This is a genomic window from Pedobacter hiemivivus, from assembly GCF_004331685.1.
Lineage (GTDB): Bacteria > Bacteroidota > Bacteroidia > Sphingobacteriales > Sphingobacteriaceae > Pedobacter > Pedobacter hiemivivus.
This window is the reverse complement of record NZ_SJSM01000004.1, coordinates 286,412-302,042: the sequence shown is the minus strand read 5'-3', so window position 1 is coordinate 302,042 and position 15,631 is coordinate 286,412. Positions and strand designations below refer to the sequence as shown.

Genomic DNA, 15,631 nt, shown 5'->3' with positions numbered 1-15,631 from the left:
TCCGTTAACATTTGTCAACGTTTACCTATAAGGGGAGGGGTTATTTTTTTGCCTGCTGACTGCGGATCCTGCTCAGGGTTTCTTTTGTAATCCCCAGATAAGAAGCGATAATATGCAGTGGAAAGCGTTGCAGATATTTTGGGTAGGTCTTCTGGATTCTGTCGTAGCGTTGTTCAGCGGATAAGCTGATGTTGGAATTTACTCTGTTCAATAACGCAAATGCATTTTTTTCGTTTAGTACCTGTGTCAACTCCCGCATTGCCGGAATGGTATCCATATATTTTATGGAATCAGCTTTTGTGATGAGCAGGGCATCAGTGGGTTCCCAGGCATCAATGTAATAATTTGATGGGGTCAACATGGTAAAACTTTCCCGGTCAACCGCCCACCAGTTTTCCAGCGTTAGATAGGTAATGTGCTCAGCTCCTTTATCATCTACGCTATATTGCCGCATGGCACCTTTAATAATGAATGCCGCGTATTTGCATATTTCGTTCTGTTGTAAAAGATATTCTCGCTTTCGAAAGTGCTTAGGGACGAATATTTCTTTGATCATTTCGACCTCAGCAGCTGTAAGTGGCGTTGTCGAGTGTGCTGTGATGTATTTTATCAGTTGTTCGTGCATACTATATCTATAGTAGTTCCTTGTTTATTAAACAAAGCTAATAAAATTTATATCCCCCTACCATCATTTCAAAGAAGGTTTGGTATGCTTCGCTAACCATAATATCGTTTCTTTTGATAAAATAGGTAGTCACTTCCGACATTCCTTTTGGTAGGGGAAATACCCGCAGGTCCTTATAACGGTAATGCTTATGAATTAGCTCCTGTGGCAGGAGGGTTATTCCGGCTCCAGCTTCAGTCGCATTCAATATTCCCTCCAGCGTGTCATGTTCAATGACCGTTAGTTTTTTATTCGTATAGGCCTTTAGATAGGATTCAAATTGCCTGCGGTAAGAGCAGCCATCACTAAAAACAATTATCTTAATGGGCTTTTTACCTTCAAAAAGGCTTTCTATCGAGTCAATTAATGAGGAAGTTACAACGCCCAGCTGCTCTGTCACGATTGGTGTTACGCTCAGGTTCAGGTCATCTACCTGGCCAGCAACAAAAGCGCCATCCAGCTTGTGCGCTAGCACATCGGTCACCAGCATGGCTGTTGTTCCGGTTTTCAGCTTAAAATCTACCTCCGGAAACTTTTCGTTGAAACCCGCCAGTATTCCCGGAAGTCTCAATGCGGCTGTGGTATGAATACAGCCTATTTTGATGAGGCCCTTCAGTTCCTGGTCAACATTAGAGATCGATTTTTTCGCCTTTTCGATCAAAAGCAGTATCTCTTTTGTCGTTTTTAAAAGCTCAATTCCCGATTCGGTGAGATTTATCTTTTTTGGCGTCCGCTCAAAAAGAGTGGTATTGAACTCGCTTTCAAGAAACTTGATCCTTGCAGTTACATTAGATTGCACGGTGTTACTCGCTGCCGCTGCTTTGGTAAAGCTGCTGTGTTCGGCAACCGATTGGAAGATGATCAGATCGTTGATGTTCATTGTTAATCATTTTTAATGATACAAAGTTATCATTTTTAATCGTTTTTACAGGTTATTTTGTGTGCGTATTTTTGTGTTATGAATACGATTACGACTAGCTTTAGCAACAAAATTACAGATTATCAAACTGGATTTACCGGCTTTGCAACCTTACTCATTGCTATTGGACTTGGCAGGTTCGGCTACCCGCCTTTAATTCCAGGATTGGTTGAGGCCAAATGGTTCTCTGTGGAACAGGCCGATTACATAGGTGCAGCAAATCTGACCGGTTATATTTTAGGCTCACTTATGGGGACCAGGCTAAATCGTATCGTTCCATCGATAACGCTGATAAGGATAATGCTTTTCTCTGTAATCCTATCTTTCGTATTGTGCGCCTTTCCCTTGGATTTTGGGCTTTATTTTCTGATCAGGTTGCTGGCGGGGCTTGCTGGTGGGGTGATCATGGTGATAACCGCGCCAACGATTTTTAAGTATACTGCCGCGGATAAAAAGGGACTGGTAGGTGGCCTCATCTTTTCTGGTTATATCATATGCCTGTAATGCGGTAGGCTTTGTTCCACACACCGTATTCTGGGTTGATTTTATCAGCCGCGGTTTAGGACGGGGAATAACCGCCGGTACACAGTTCTGGATCATATTAGGGGCTTCAGCGGCATTGGGGCCCGTGATAACAGGCTTTATTGCCGACCGGATCGGTTTTGCCAAAAGCATACGGATCAGTTTGCTGGTCAAAGCAGTGGGGGTGGTGCTGCCATTAATTTCTACCGCAACCTGGAGCCTAACCCTATCCAGTATTTTTGTTGGCAGTCTTGCACTCGGTATCACATCACTTGCTTCTGGACGAACCAGTGAGCTGGTGGGGCATGATCAGCAGAAACAGGTTTGGAGCATAATGACCATATATTTTTCGCTAACGCACGCCGGAACCGCATACCTGCTCACGTTTATCTTTTCTACTACTCATTCCTATTTACTACTTTTTGAGATCGGTGCTGTTACGCTGCTTATTGGAAGTGTTTTAGATTATTTGGCTTCCAGACAAAAATGAGCATATCGTATCCATTATCTTAAAAAGTAGGGTAAATAAAGGCTGTCGAATTATTTTGCGGGTTTCATCTCTGTGCTTATTGCAATTCTATTCCATGCATTGATGGTTACGATTGCCATAATAATTTGAGCGATGTTATTTTCATTAAAAAACTCGGTTGCTTTTTTGTAGGTTTCAGCAGATAAGCCATGGTTATGAATTAATGTGATTTCTTCAGTCATGGCCAAAATCACTTTTTCTTCTTCAGTAAATAAATCGGCCTCGCGCCAGGCATTAAGTAGAAAAATACGTTGTGTGGTTTCTCCGTGTTTCAGCGCGTCTTTGGTGTGCATATCAATACAAAATGCACAACCATTAATTTGAGAAGCACGAATTTTTATGAGTTCTTTATGAGTTTTGGACAATTCGGTTGTTGCAAGATAACCTTCCAAAGCATACATAGCTTTATATGCCTGAGGCTGAATTTCATTGATGTCTATTCTCTTTTCCATTTTTATATTGTTTTAAATTAACAAGACAAAATTGGGAAATAGAAAATCAAAAAATCTTAAACCAGTTTAAGAACGGTTTTTATTTCTGATTTCGCTTAAATATTCTGGGGTAAATCCCAAAAAAGAAGCGATTAAATATTGTGGTATCCGTTGTACAAATTCAGGTTGACTTTTACACAGGTGATGATAGATTTCCTCCTTAGTAAAGTCATACAGATATTTAATGCGTATCTGTGATGCCGCATAAGCCCGTTGGTAGATAAATCGGAAATAGCGTTCCATCTTTGGGAATTCTATCAATAATTTTTCCTGAGACTGACGGTTAATGATTAAAATCTCTGAATTTTCTACTGCCTGAATATAAAATTCGGTCGGCAAGCCTCGTTCATAAGCAAAGTTGTCGGTAATCCACCAATTTTCAATCGCAAAGTCAGTAGTTTGCTCAATGCCTTTTTCATTTATAAAAAAATTTCGCAAGCAGCCTTTAAGGACGAAATAATGCGATTTACAAATTTGCCCTTCAATAAGTAAATTCTCTTTCTTCTTGACAGTTTTAACCTGGAAAAAAGCTAAAATACCGGCGAACTCTTCATCGTTTACTTCAATAAATTTTTTTAAATGATTTTTAAATATTTCTGACATAATTATTTCTTCCTTCGCTGGAAACGAAGTTATAGAAAAAATCTTTTGTTCCTGTCTAATTCAAGGTCTGATATTCCTGCTTCCCATAGTATTATGCCTGAATCAACTGTTTTGGGCTTAATATTGAACTGCTTTTGAAATAGCTTTGGTAAACAAATAAGCATAAATGTTATGAAAACTTTCAAAATTCTAGGCGTGATATCCGGTCTTTTTATGGCTGGTATAACCGCATATGGTCAGTCTCCAACAAATGTTAAACGCGATGTTGCTAAGGGCGAGGGAAAAGGTTTCGCCGTATTGGAATTGTTTACCTCTGAGGGGTGCTCAAGCTGTCCGCCAGCCGACGACCTGATGGCCAGGTTACAACAGGAAGCAGCTGGAAAAGCCATTTATTTATTGGCCTACCATGTTGATTACTGGGACAGGCAAGGTTGGAAAGATACCTTTAGTAATGCCGCTTATTCAGAAAGACAGCGACAATACGGAGAATGGCTGAATAAACCGCAAATCTACACGCCACAGGTTATTGTAAACGGCAAAGCTGAGTTTATAGGATCAGAAGAGTCAACGGCTCGCCATGCCATTGCGAAACAGTTAAATACGCATTCAAGCGTTGAACTTAGTATTCAGGCAAAACAGGAAAACAACCACCTCAATGTACAATACCAGGTTGTAGCTGCGCCAAAAGGTAGTGCTCTGGTGATTGCTGTGGTTCAAAAAACTGCGCATAGTAAGGTAACACGTGGCGAAAATGCTGGTCGCTCACTTGCGCATGTCCAAATTGTACGAAAGCTCCAAATACAATCCTTAAATTCGAAAGGAATGGGGACGGTTAGGGTGGCTTTACCTCAAGATTTTGATACTCAGAATTTTGAAATATTAGGATTGGTACAGAATATCAACACTGGAGAAATCTTGGGGGCTGCCTCGGCAGTCCGCCTTTCGAAAGGAATCCCCAGGACTGCGAGATGATCAGGGTAATAGGGTTATCCGTTTTCTATATAGCCGTTGGATTATTCCTTTTTGGATTTGTTGATTTAAATACTTTTCTGCCTAAAAGAGCTATTTCGGGGGCGAAGGGAGCAGGATTTGCTGTGGTAGAATTATTTACATCAGAAGGCTGTTCTAGTTGCCCACCTGCGGATGAAGTATTGGAAAGGCTACAAAAAGAGATTGGTGATCAACCGATTTATTTATTGGCTTACCATGTTGATTACTGGGATAGACTGGGTTGGAAGGATACCTTTAGCAGCTCAGCTTATTCGGATAGGCAAGGGGAATATGGACGATGGTTCAACTTATCAACGATTTATACACCCCAGGTAGTGGTTAATGGCCAGGAAGAATTTGTAGGAACGGACGAGTCGCGGATCCGCAAGTCAATTCTTGCCCAATTGGTGGTTAAACCCAGTGCCATACTCAGGCTGGAGCATCAGAAAGACGATACCGGTGTTAAGGTGACCTATCATGCGGAAGGGACCATAAAAAACACTAGTTTACTGATTGCTATTGTGCAGAAATCGGGGCATAGCAATGTTGTCCGTGGTGAAAATGCGGGGCGTGGGCTATCTCATGTACAGATTGTTAGAAGTATACAGATCGTAAATCTAAACGCAACAGGAATCGGGAATACTTCGATTAAACTGCCTAAAGATCTAGATGGTCAGCAGTGGGAGGTACTGGGGCTTATACAAGACAAAAGTAATGGTAAAATCTTAGGAGCGGCTAAAGTAATTGCCAGTGATAAATAGTAACTTAGCTTATGCAAATAAGCTATGACACTGATTAGTACCGACTTTCAAACCCCCTTTCAAATGCAATTTTCGTTTGAGCCCCTGATTCAAAAACTTGAGCAGCTGGCAGAAACAGAAAATGAATGGGATGCTATGTCTAAAAAACAACTTCTGGAGCGTGTTTTAGCCTTTCCTGAGCTCAGGGAGGGTATTTTTGATACCGCTATATTCGAAAATCAAGCTCCGTTAATCACTGAACTTTTAGCCGACTATTTTCCCGTTGGGCTTACACATAACGAGATCAAAGCAGTAGGTTTACCCTACAATAGTCTGGTTTTTAACCTGACGGAGCGCTTTAAATCTATCCTTAAGGAAGCCGGCCAGGAATTTGAATTTAGCATCAGAGATTTTGATGATCAGCAACTGTATATTATGAGCTGCTGTATCATCCTGAATAAATTTTATGGTACCCGACTTGATTTTGGAAAGCCATTGTTTTATGACATCCCTACGTCTGAAGGTATTATTAAGCATTACCGCATTTTGTATAATGCTGATTTTTTAGATATTATCCCTACAGATAAAGCGGTTCCGCTAACTAGTGCTGATGTGAATCAGTTAATCGATAATTATGATGATTTGAGCTTGTGGCAGGCTAAATTTCCATTGGATAGTTATGTATTAAAGGGGTTTACCATCATTACGCTTTTTGATGCGACGATAGAAAATGCGGTTTCTATTTTCAAGGGGAAGCTTATAGATCTTGAATCTAAAGCGTTTCAGCAAAGCCTGAATTCAATTTTTAGCTCCATATTTCGTCTCCGCGATCTTAATGTCGGCTATGTGATGTTTTGTCATGAAGGAAATAGGTTCAGCGAAATGACGCTGGTCCAACGCAAACATTCTATTGTTTTGCCTACCAGGACTAATTCAGCGGAAGATTTCCTGGTGCTGGAGCAGTATTGGCAATTGATTTCTGATAGACAGTACCTGGCAATTTCTGATGTCGGGGAATTTGTTTCAAAGCATCCTGGTCATTCACTTGCAGGGCCCTTGCTGGATCATAAATCTGGTAGTTTAATTTTGGCACCGGTAATTAAAAATGGCATTATTCTCGGGGTTTTAGAAGTCGCATCGCCACATATCAAATTACTCAATAGCATTACTGCTCACAAACTTGAAGTGGTGATGCCTTACCTGAGCGATAAACTGGAAAAGATAGCCATTGAAATGGAAAGCAACATCCAGGCGATGATCCAACAGAAATATACATCGTTGCATCCAAGTGTTAGCTGGAAATTCCGGCAGGCGATAAAGGCAGGATTCAATGAAATACCCGGGGAAGGACAGACCATCGAACAGGAAATCACTTTCGAAAATGTGATTCCTTTATATGGACAGGTCGACGTAAAGGGATCATCAAAGTCCAGGAATCTAAGTGTAGAAAAGGACCTTGAACTTCAACTCAGTTCGGCGCTTTCCCTCATCCAAAGTATTAAAGAGGATCACAGTACAGCACATTATGCCCGTTTTTATAAGGAACTCAATGAGCTGTTAGTTGTCGTAAAATCCTTTTTTCGGGCCGATACGGAACAACAGGTTATTGAGTATTTAGGAGGCACCATTCAACCTTGGCTTATGGCTAATCGTGCTGATGATAATGAGGCGGCAATAGAAGAATATACAGAAGCCTTAGATAAACAAAAGGGTACGTTCCATACTTACAGGCGGAAGTTTGATCAGACGATCAGCCAGATAAACGGGTACCTGGCTGATGTTCTTGACGAAGAGCAGGTAAAGGCCCAGCGTATTTTTCCGCACTATTTTGAAAGATTTAAGTCGGACGGTATTGAACACAATCTATATGTCGGACAATCCATTTCACCTAAACTAAAATTTGATCCTTCTATGTTGTCTGATTTGAGAATCTGGCAGTTAAGGACCATGTGCAAGATGGAGTATATTCATCACTCAAACTTGTCAACACTGCCTTATCCATTGGAGGTTAGTTCTTTGATTTTGGTTTATAGCTCAGCAATAGCAATTCGTTTCAGGTTGGATGAAAAACGTTTTGATGTGGACGGCACTTATAATGCCCGCTTTGAGATGGTTAAAAAACGAATTGATAAAGCACACATTAGACATACTACAGAAAGGATTTCAAAGCCTGGAACGATCACCATTGTGTACACTTCTGAAGGAGAACAAAGGGAATACCTGAAATACATTGGAATTTTGCAGCAAGAAGGGAAGCTCTCTTCAGAAGTGGAAAGTTTTGAGGTCGAAGACCTACAGGATATTACTGGTTTAAAGGCACTACGAGTTGGGGTTATTTTTGCATTTTGAGCACCGGTTTCCCTTTTTCTACGATGTAAGTAGCCAGCTCAACCGCTTTACTATTGCCAATGTTCTTCGCTGCATGGATTTTACCTGCCGGGATAAAGAGCACATCTCCGGCTTTTAGGCTTACCGGTGACTGACCTTCAACCTCATATTCGAATATCCCTTCCAGAACATAGATAATCTCTTCGCCCGGATGGGAGTGTTTTCCGAATGATGCACCTTTTTCAAAATCTATGCGGACCTGAATGGCTTCTCGTCCAGGGATGCTGAGATCATGTCGCTGTAGCTCCGTGCGTTTTATTCCAGACTGTTGGGCTTTAGCCATATCTGGCGTAAATAATAGGGCAAGACTAAAAATAGTAATTGCGCTCAGTATTAAGTTTTTATAAGTTTTCATTTCTTTAATTTTTAACGATAAATAATTTGTTTAGTAGCGTAAATAAACTCTGTCCTTGGAGAAGGGCAGAGCATATACATTCCTCATTTCTAGAGTTACTTCAGCGATTTAAAAGCTGCCCTCAATTCTTGAGCAAAAAGCTGTGGTTGTTCCCATGCGGCGAAATGGCCACCTCTATCTACTTCATTGAAATAGATCAGGTTTTTGTATGCCTTACGTGCCCAGGTTTCGGGCGAGGCATAAACATCATCCGGGAATGTTGTGACTGCTACGGGAATGGTGATCTGATCAGATTTCATTGAGCCTGCACTAATGAGGCTTATGTTTCGGCTTTCCCAATAAATCCTTGAAGCCGAAGCTGCTGAACCCGTAAGCCAGTAGAGCGAAATGTCGTCAAGTACTTGATCTTTTGTTGGTAATTGTTTCGGATCATTGCCATAAGACCAGTTGTCGAAACCAGGGTGTAAGAAAAACCATGCCGCTAGCCCTGTTGGCGAATCTGTCAGCGCATAACTTACGCCTTGTGGGCGTGTTTCCATCGTCGTTTTATAGATAAATCCACCACCTTTGATTGCTTTGTTCAGTTGGTTAAAAGCAGCAGTTTCCTTTGCAGAAAAACCTGCAGGGACAGTATTTCCACCCAAAGCCTTTCCTGCTTCATTCGGTAATGTGGCGGGCAAATTACTGTGTATACCTAGTAATCCTTGAGGTGCTAATAAAGCCATTGAATGAACAACTCCTGCGCCCCAATCACCACCCTGGGCAACATACTGTTTGTATCCGATACGGTCCATGAGTACAACCCATGCTTTTGCAATCCTGTCGATATTCCAGCCTGCTTCAGTTGGCTTGCCTGAGAAGCCGAAACCGGGTAATGAGGGGATGATCACATCAAAAGCATCTTCGGCTTTTCCGCCATAGGCGGTCGGATTGGTCAGGGGTTCAATAACTCCCATAAATTCAAATACTGATCCTGGCCAACCATGGCTTAGGATTAGGGGCATAGCATTTTTATGTTTTGATTTAACATGGATAAAGTGAATATCAACACCATCAATCTTAGTCATGAATTGTGGGTAGGCATTCAGTTTGGCTTCCGCCTTTTTCCAATTGTAATTTGTTCCCCAATATTTGATCAATTCCTTCATTTGGGCAAGCTTCGCACCTTGCGATTGATCGGTTACTGTTTCTTTGTCGGCCCATTTTGTCGCCATAACGCGCTGACGAAGGTCTTTAATATCTGCGTCCGGAATACTTACTTTAAAGGGCCGGATTTGCTCATCTTTTTTTGCTTCGCCCTGTGCAACAGCAAATGTGAATTGCATCATTAATATTCCTGTGAATATCAATCGGGCTAAATTGTTTATTGTTTTCATTTTGTTATTTTTTTAACTGCTGTAACTGCTTGTTCAAGTAGACGTTGATTTATTTTATGACCAAACAATTTATGTTACCTTAGGTTTTTTAAACCTAAAGGATCACGATCTCCACATCTATATTTCCCCTTGTAGCTTTGGAATATGGACAGGTTTGATGGGCAAGGTCTGTGATCGCTTTTGCAGTTTCAGGGTCAATTCCCGGAAGGCTTACATGGAGACGGGCTTGTAAAGAGTATTGTCCATCTGAAGCTAATAAGTCAACTTCTGTATTGACGCTTGTGTCGGCAGGCAGTCTTAGTTTCATGCCAGCGGCAGCAATACCCATAGCGCCAATGAAACATGCCGACCAGCCAGCAGCGAATAATTGTTCGGGATTGGTACCTTCTCCGGTTGAGCCTGGAGAGGTAAGTTTAATATCCAGACGACCATCAGAACTTTTTGAGGCTCCCTCACGGCCGCCGGTAGTTAGTGTTTTTCCTGTGTAGATTACTTTTTTCGGTTGAGCGATGTTTGTACTTTCCATTTTTTGTAGTTTTAATTTGTTTAACTTTTCTATTATTAAGCTGAAATCGTTTTGATTTCTTAGTCAAAAGTAGGGCGGTATCTCTGGATTTATAATCGATAATTAGCTGGAATGGGCAAAGTAATCCGTCGAATAGACAATCGAAGCTGTGAAGAATTTCAGCACTCTAGTGTAGCGTTTGTTAGTTTTGTTACGTTTTACACTAAAACCAACAACTCCTTTTATGACAAACTATCTGAACCCAACGCTCAAATCATTGACTATTGTACTGGCTGTAATGTTATTGTTTCTTGGCTGTAAAAAAGACGAAACTACAGTTACCCAATGGGGAAATATGGCTGAGGCCAAACTAACGGAAATTAAGACATTGGCATCTGACATTCCTTGCAGCCAGAAGGACAATGTCTCTATCCAAGAAATTTCAACAGGCTGTTCTACTTCATACTATTCGGTCAAATCATCAGATGTAGCCAAGTTTGAAAGCCTAAGAAAGGAGTATTTCTATTTATTAGGTAAACAAGCGGATGCCATGGTGAAAATGGGTATCATAATTGACCCATGTTATGAGTATATTTGGATAACTGAGCAGCCCATCCGACTAGAATGTAATGGTGATAAAGTGCAACTTATAACTTCTGCAAACATCAGTATCGAAGAAGCTAAACCGCTTGCGATAAAGACTTATGAGGAGATTATGACTATAGTAAATGCACAGACCTGCACTAACGAATCTGCATGGATGCCTACCGCCTTATTAAAAGATAAAATTATGGAATTGGAATATATCCCTTATTTGAGGACACAAGACTATACTATACTTAAGAAAAAGGTTTCACTTTATAACGGGTTGAAGCACCGGATTATTCAAGCGCAAGGTCCCGCCGATTACGTTCCTGTAACCATAAAAGTGGAAAAGGTAGAATGCGTTAATGGCAAGCCGGTGGTCAAATTGACTAAGTAAATATTATGAATAAAGACATACAGACTTATAATGATTCGCAATCAGCTACAGATAAGGAAATCTGTGATGTATTGTCAGCCGAAATCAACAGCAAGCTAACTGAAGAAGAAAGTAAAATATGGCATGCGCACCCTGTTTGGTTTATAGATGGAAACCCAATTGTTGGCTATAGTAAGCTTAAAGCGGGTATCCGTTTGATGTTTTGGAGCGGCGCTGATTTTGATGAAGTGGAGTTAAAGGTAAACACTGGTAAATTTAAGGATGCTTCTATTACCTATACTTCCGTTGAACAGATTAACCTGGATGATGTAGGGCGCTGGATTGAAAAGTCGAAGAAAATACAATGGGACTATAAGAACATCGTCAAAAGAAAAGGCGTTTTATTACGGTTGACTCCATAAGTTCTCTTCTATAATCTGGTGTTTACTTGAACAATTTAAAGAAACCTTTCAACAAAGGACTTCCGAGGAATCATATGTAGATAAGCATAATCTCCTGAAAGTTGTGGCCGCTGTTTTAGTTGGTATAAGAAATGTCCACCAAGGTCGACAATGATTGGGCATTTCGCCTGGTACCAGACAGCGTGGGGATGTTTCCAGCAAAAAGAATAATAATGAGAAGTGAGTTTGATTGTTTTTAATTCCGCATGATAAAAGTTTAATCTTTTCGCATGGCTACCTAATTGTAGGTGGTCAGATCTGCGGACCATGGCAAGATGATCAGTATGGCAAAACTCATAACCATCAAGTTTCGGATCATCTACATCTGGCAAGCTTTTAAGTACCCTGAATCCTTTAAACTTTTTACCGTTCAATATCCAGATCAGCTTCGGGTAAAAAGCTTCCCGACTTCTCAGTTCAGCCATGCTGATTGGTGAGTTTTGAAATTCAAGCGTGGTGCCGCAAGGGGTGTGCACATCTGCGCGGTGAAGATCTCCGGATGATTTATCGGGGAAACTGATCTCCCGGAAAGTAGGAGGAAAGGCAAGTTTCCAGTTTTTATGCCAAGGTGTTTCACCAGGATAATATCTGGGTAGTTTTGTATCCATTGGAGCTGTTATTTCTAACTCCTCAGGTCTTCCAATACTAAAAATATCCAAGTTTAAATTCATGTGAACCCTGCTAAAATACCGACAGGCTCCAAATTTATACTAAAATAATTAGTATTCAAAAAATTAGATAAAATCCCATATTTTTGGATTGTATTCCATAATAATAACCTACTAGCTATGAATATTGAAGATTTGCGTGATTACTGCCTGAGTAAACCCGGGACCACTGAAGGAATGCCGTTTGGAGAACAAACGCTGGTATTTAAAGTAGGAGATAAGATCTTTCTGCTGATTGGATTAGAACAAGCCAACCGTTTTAATGTTAAATGTGACCCGGAACGGGCTATTGAGTTAAGGGAGCAACATCATGAGATTATCCCGGGCTTCCATATGAATAAGAAACATTGGAATACCGTTTATCTGGATGGGGGCTTGTCGCTGGCGCTGATCCGGGAATTGATTGATCATTCCTATGACCTGGTATTGAAAAGTTTGCCTAAAAAGCTACAGAGCTTATAACGTATAAACTCTTAATGATTTTTATTTTGTTTTTTTTAATCTTTCTGGCAAGCCAGCTTTTTTTAAAAAAGCTTCAGCATCCTTTTTCTTTTTTAAGAAAAAAGGAGATTGTGCGCTTAATGTGAAGCGTTCTTCTGCAGTGTATTTACTTCCAGGTATCTTTTTTACTATTGAGCTCATATTTCTCGTTTAGTTATTCAAATATAGTTAATTCTTTATGCATCAACAAAAAGGCTTCATAGTTGCGATTTGGTCTAAAACTTTCCCATTCATTGCTAATATAGCCGTCTACATTAAAATGCTCCCGTATGTCCAACCAAAAGGCCGCTATTCCCATCTGGTATAATCTTGTGCGTGATGGAGTACTGCCTCTAGCAATAATTTTTATGTTTCCGTTACCCTGCATAAAATCATAGACTGTTTTTGCTACCGTTGTTAAAATTTTTTGCCTATCTCCATTGTTGGTTTTGACATGATCATTTATGGTTCCATTTTCTTCGTCCCAATCACCAAATGCTAGATTGTACATGTTGTTGTGATCAGGTAAAGATTGAAATTGAATCATTTTTCTAATTGTACCTTTTGCTCCTTCACTAAAGAATTCATATTCATGCGCTTTAGAGTGTCTTTTAAAAGTATAACTATCTTCTTGCATAAATATGCATTTATTTAACTAAATATTTATTTTGTAAATATAATTAAATATTAAGTAGTTGTAATAAAGAAAAAATATTTTTTTACATGATATTTCAAGAAGACGTTGAGATTCACGTAATCACGAATTTGCCATATTCGTGATTGCGTGAATTAACTTGTCTTTGTTGATTAAAGCAATTCTGCTTTTATGGTTTTAATCGGATTGCCTCGTTCAAGTGCATTGTGCTCTTGCCAATGACTATGCTGCTTTTCCATTAACTGTGCTGTTTGCCAAACCAGTAGTTTGGCTTCGAGCCTTTCCATGCAAAGCTTCTTGTTTTCCAGTTGCGAGCGGGTATCCATTGCCATCACCTGTATGCCAGAGGGTAGGTGCGTTCCCCTTACCGCAGTTTCCACTTTATTCACATTCTGACCACCTGGGCCAGATGAGCGGCAGGTTTCTAACTTTACATCCTTAGGGTTCCATTGCATCAAATCCTGAACATCAAAAGCAGCAACACCAACAAACCAATTTTTACGCTTATGGTACTTTCTATATGGACTTTGTGCTATCCATTGTATGGTACCGGCCCATTCAGCTATAAAAGTATCCAGGTTGCTTCCTGTGGCCATCATCGTTGCAGACAATAGCGTTCTGTTTAAATCAGCAGCTTTATTTTCCAGGACCTGGAATTCAATGCCTTGCTGTTTGGCCTGTTTCATCATCAGGCTTTGCACACAAGCTACAACCCGGCAGCATTCTGCCGGGCCTTTGCCTGATGTGATTTGTATCATCATCTTTCTCATGGCTAGTCCTTATTCATTCTAACAATCCGTGGGAAAAACTTGCCTTGAATATCAACGAGCTCACGTTGAGCTGTGATGACGGCTTCGATATCCTTATAGGCTAAAGGATTTTCTTCAACCGTTCCACCAATTAAGCTGACACCTGCATTGGCCAGCAATTTCTTCATGGCAGAAACAGTCATGCTGTCCTTCGCTTTTTGACGGCTCATTGCACGACCTGCACCATGTGAAGCTGAGTACAAGGCATCTGCCGAACCTTTCCCTGAAACCAGATAGGCAGGGGTAGTCATACTACCTGGAATAATGCCCAACTCGTTCTCATGTGCTGGTGTTGCACCCTTACGGTGAAGAATCACTGATCTTCCATCGGCAAGTTTATCCTTCCATGCGAAATTATGATGGTTTTCTACAACATGTAAAGCCGTTAATCCTAATGCTTTTAACAAGTTAGCATGTATGCGCTCATGGCAAGCTTTAGCGTAATCTCCTGCTAAGGTCATGGTGAGCCAATATTCCTGTCCGGCTTCGCTGTTCATATCCAACCAAGCCAATTGTTGTGCATGGCGTGGAAGTTTACAAGTGTTCATCGCAATTTGGGTATAATGCCTTGCAATGGCCGAGCCCAAACCTCTGCTTCCAGAGTGAGTTAATAAAGCCGTGTACCTTTTAGCAGGTAGCCCCAAGGTATTATCAGGCAGCATTTCAATCTCACCGAACTCTACAAAGTGGTTTCCATTACCTGAGGTTCCCAATTGCCTTACCGCTTTTCCGCGTAAGGGTTTTAAAAAAGGAATCTCATTAAATATCGTGCTATCCAAAACTTCGTGTTCTTGTCTTATTTCCAGACCACCTTCCATACCGAAATGGGTATGGTTTTTTAAAGCTTGTTTGATCTGGTATTCAAACCGTTTCAGAAAACCATCGCTCTCGTCGATAATAGAGAGTGCCATCCGACAACCAATATCCATTCCTACAGCGTAGGGGATAACCGCATTATCGGTAGCCAACACACCACCAATTGGTAAGCCGAAGCCCATATGTGCGTCGGGCATTAATGCGCCCTGTATGCTGATTGGTAACAAGTTGGCCAACTCCATTTGCTTTTTGGCCGACGACTCAATGTGCTTAGCACCATAGGTTTTACAAAATACTGGTTCATCTCTCAACTCATAAGTTTTGAAGGATGGTGTATTTATCTTGCCTATAATTTTTTCGGCTATTTTAGCCGTTAATTCATTATCCAGAAATGCTTCTGGATTGTTTTTTATATCCACTAACAGATCTAGCAATTGCTGTTTACTGTAGTGTTTAAAATTTTTGGAGGCTATGCCAATCACCAGACTTCGCAGCTGATCATTGTGATAACCTATTTTACTTAAATCTTTTGTTCTTAAATTGCCCATGTGGCTTATATTTCTGATTCCAGGAAAGCTTTTTATGCGCCTACCCGGATGTGTTATCAATTTGGTTTGTCCGTAGGACATCCAATTAATTTCTTTTAATAATTGATTTTTGATTTCGATTCGTCCTTGAGAAAGGATATACCCTTTTTTA

20 protein-coding genes are annotated in these 15,631 nt (G+C 40.6%); 8 read left to right on the top strand and 12 right to left on the bottom strand.

Annotation, left to right across the window (positions count from 1 at the left end):
* Positions 1-40: 40 nt before the first annotated feature.
* Complete coding sequence (locus EZ444_RS09865) at positions 41-625, bottom strand: Crp/Fnr family transcriptional regulator (RefSeq protein ID WP_131608562.1); 585 nt, start codon at positions 623-625, stop codon at positions 41-43.
* A 37-nt stretch (positions 626-662) separates the two neighbouring features.
* Positions 663-1,544: a LysR family transcriptional regulator gene (locus tag EZ444_RS09860; RefSeq protein ID WP_131608561.1), complete on the bottom strand. Its 882-nt coding sequence runs from the start codon at positions 1,542-1,544 to the stop codon at positions 663-665.
* 78 nt (positions 1,545-1,622) lie between these two features.
* Between EZ444_RS09860 and EZ444_RS09855 the strand changes: the two genes are divergently transcribed.
* Both EZ444_RS09855 and EZ444_RS09850 read left to right on the top strand, forming a co-directional pair.
* Positions 1,623-2,087, top strand: a complete 465-nt coding sequence (locus tag EZ444_RS09855) for a YbfB/YjiJ family MFS transporter (RefSeq protein ID WP_131608560.1) — start codon at positions 1,623-1,625, stop codon at positions 2,085-2,087.
* Positions 2,050-2,595, top strand: a complete 546-nt coding sequence (locus EZ444_RS09850; protein WP_131608559.1) for a YbfB/YjiJ family MFS transporter — start codon at positions 2,050-2,052, stop codon at positions 2,593-2,595. Before EZ444_RS09855 ends, EZ444_RS09850 begins: the two co-directional genes overlap by 38 nt.
* 50 nt (positions 2,596-2,645) lie before the next feature.
* Here EZ444_RS09850 and EZ444_RS09845 read toward each other — a convergent pair whose 3' ends face one another.
* Positions 2,646-3,086, bottom strand: a complete 441-nt coding sequence (locus EZ444_RS09845) for a carboxymuconolactone decarboxylase family protein (RefSeq protein ID WP_131608558.1) — start codon at positions 3,084-3,086, stop codon at positions 2,646-2,648.
* A gap of 66 nt (positions 3,087-3,152) precedes the next feature.
* Complete coding sequence (locus tag EZ444_RS09840) at positions 3,153-3,728, bottom strand: Crp/Fnr family transcriptional regulator (RefSeq protein ID WP_131608557.1); 576 nt, start codon at positions 3,726-3,728, stop codon at positions 3,153-3,155.
* A 171-nt stretch (positions 3,729-3,899) separates the two neighbouring features.
* Between EZ444_RS09840 and EZ444_RS09835 the strand changes: the two genes are divergently transcribed.
* The 3 genes from EZ444_RS09835 (at position 3,900) to EZ444_RS09825 (ending at position 7,807) form a co-directional block, all read left to right on the top strand.
* Positions 3,900-4,700, top strand: coding sequence for a DUF1223 domain-containing protein (locus EZ444_RS09835; protein WP_131608556.1), 801 nt, complete (start codon positions 3,900-3,902; stop codon positions 4,698-4,700).
* Positions 4,697-5,479, top strand: coding sequence for a DUF1223 domain-containing protein (locus EZ444_RS09830; RefSeq protein WP_131608555.1), 783 nt, complete (start codon positions 4,697-4,699; stop codon positions 5,477-5,479). The genes EZ444_RS09835 and EZ444_RS09830 overlap by 4 nt, the downstream gene beginning before the upstream one ends.
* 63 nt (positions 5,480-5,542) lie before the next feature.
* The gene (locus EZ444_RS09825; RefSeq protein ID WP_205945245.1) at positions 5,543-7,807 is read left to right on the top strand and encodes a GAF domain-containing protein; all 2,265 of its coding nucleotides are present in this window, start codon (positions 5,543-5,545) and stop codon (positions 7,805-7,807) included.
* On the opposite strand, the gene EZ444_RS09820 is transcribed toward EZ444_RS09825, so the two are convergent.
* The 3 genes from EZ444_RS09820 to EZ444_RS09810 form a co-directional block, all read right to left on the bottom strand.
* Positions 7,791-8,201 carry a cupin domain-containing protein gene (locus EZ444_RS09820; protein ID WP_131608553.1) on the bottom strand — a complete coding sequence of 137 codons (411 nt, stop codon included), beginning with the start codon at positions 8,199-8,201 and terminating at the stop codon, positions 7,791-7,793. The genes EZ444_RS09825 and EZ444_RS09820 overlap by 17 nt on opposite strands.
* 95 nt (positions 8,202-8,296) lie before the next feature.
* Positions 8,297-9,577, bottom strand: a complete 1,281-nt coding sequence (locus EZ444_RS09815) for an epoxide hydrolase family protein (RefSeq protein ID WP_131608552.1) — start codon at positions 9,575-9,577, stop codon at positions 8,297-8,299.
* A gap of 94 nt (positions 9,578-9,671) precedes the next feature.
* Complete coding sequence (locus EZ444_RS09810) at positions 9,672-10,103, bottom strand: organic hydroperoxide resistance protein (RefSeq protein ID WP_205945244.1); 432 nt, start codon at positions 10,101-10,103, stop codon at positions 9,672-9,674.
* Positions 10,104-10,326: 223 nt separating this feature from the next.
* Between EZ444_RS09810 and EZ444_RS09805 the strand changes: the two genes are divergently transcribed.
* Together EZ444_RS09805 and EZ444_RS09800 are read left to right on the top strand one after the other, a co-directional pair.
* On the top strand, positions 10,327-11,064 hold the full coding sequence (locus tag EZ444_RS09805; protein ID WP_131608551.1) for a hypothetical protein: 738 nt from the start codon (positions 10,327-10,329) through the stop codon (positions 11,062-11,064).
* Between the two features lie 5 nt (positions 11,065-11,069).
* Positions 11,070-11,465: a DUF1801 domain-containing protein gene (locus EZ444_RS09800; protein ID WP_131608550.1), complete on the top strand. Its 396-nt coding sequence runs from the start codon at positions 11,070-11,072 to the stop codon at positions 11,463-11,465.
* A gap of 35 nt (positions 11,466-11,500) precedes the next feature.
* Here EZ444_RS09800 and EZ444_RS09795 read toward each other — a convergent pair whose 3' ends face one another.
* Entirely contained in the window at positions 11,501-12,175 is a 675-nt protein-coding gene (locus tag EZ444_RS09795; RefSeq protein WP_225874687.1) for a competence protein CoiA family protein, read from the bottom strand.
* A 117-nt stretch (positions 12,176-12,292) separates the two neighbouring features.
* Between EZ444_RS09795 and EZ444_RS09790 the strand changes: the two genes are divergently transcribed.
* Positions 12,293-12,634, top strand: a complete 342-nt coding sequence (locus EZ444_RS09790) for an MmcQ/YjbR family DNA-binding protein (protein ID WP_131608549.1) — start codon at positions 12,293-12,295, stop codon at positions 12,632-12,634.
* A 21-nt stretch (positions 12,635-12,655) separates the two neighbouring features.
* Here the strand turns inward: EZ444_RS09790 and EZ444_RS27185 are convergent, their stop codons facing one another.
* The 4 genes from EZ444_RS27185 to EZ444_RS09775 form a co-directional block, all read right to left on the bottom strand.
* Positions 12,656-12,814, bottom strand: coding sequence for a hypothetical protein (locus tag EZ444_RS27185; RefSeq protein WP_165503575.1), 159 nt, complete (start codon positions 12,812-12,814; stop codon positions 12,656-12,658).
* Between the two features lie 13 nt (positions 12,815-12,827).
* Entirely contained in the window at positions 12,828-13,289 is a 462-nt protein-coding gene (locus EZ444_RS09785; RefSeq protein WP_131608548.1) for a DUF6934 family protein, read from the bottom strand.
* A 170-nt stretch (positions 13,290-13,459) separates the two neighbouring features.
* Entirely contained in the window at positions 13,460-14,068 is a 609-nt protein-coding gene (prfH, locus tag EZ444_RS09780; RefSeq protein WP_225874686.1) for a peptide chain release factor H, read from the bottom strand.
* A gap of 11 nt (positions 14,069-14,079) precedes the next feature.
* Positions 14,080-15,480 (bottom strand): RtcB family protein, encoded by a 1,401-nt coding sequence (locus EZ444_RS09775; protein ID WP_131608546.1) that lies wholly within the window; start codon positions 15,478-15,480, stop codon positions 14,080-14,082.
* Positions 15,481-15,631: the final 151 nt, after the last annotated feature.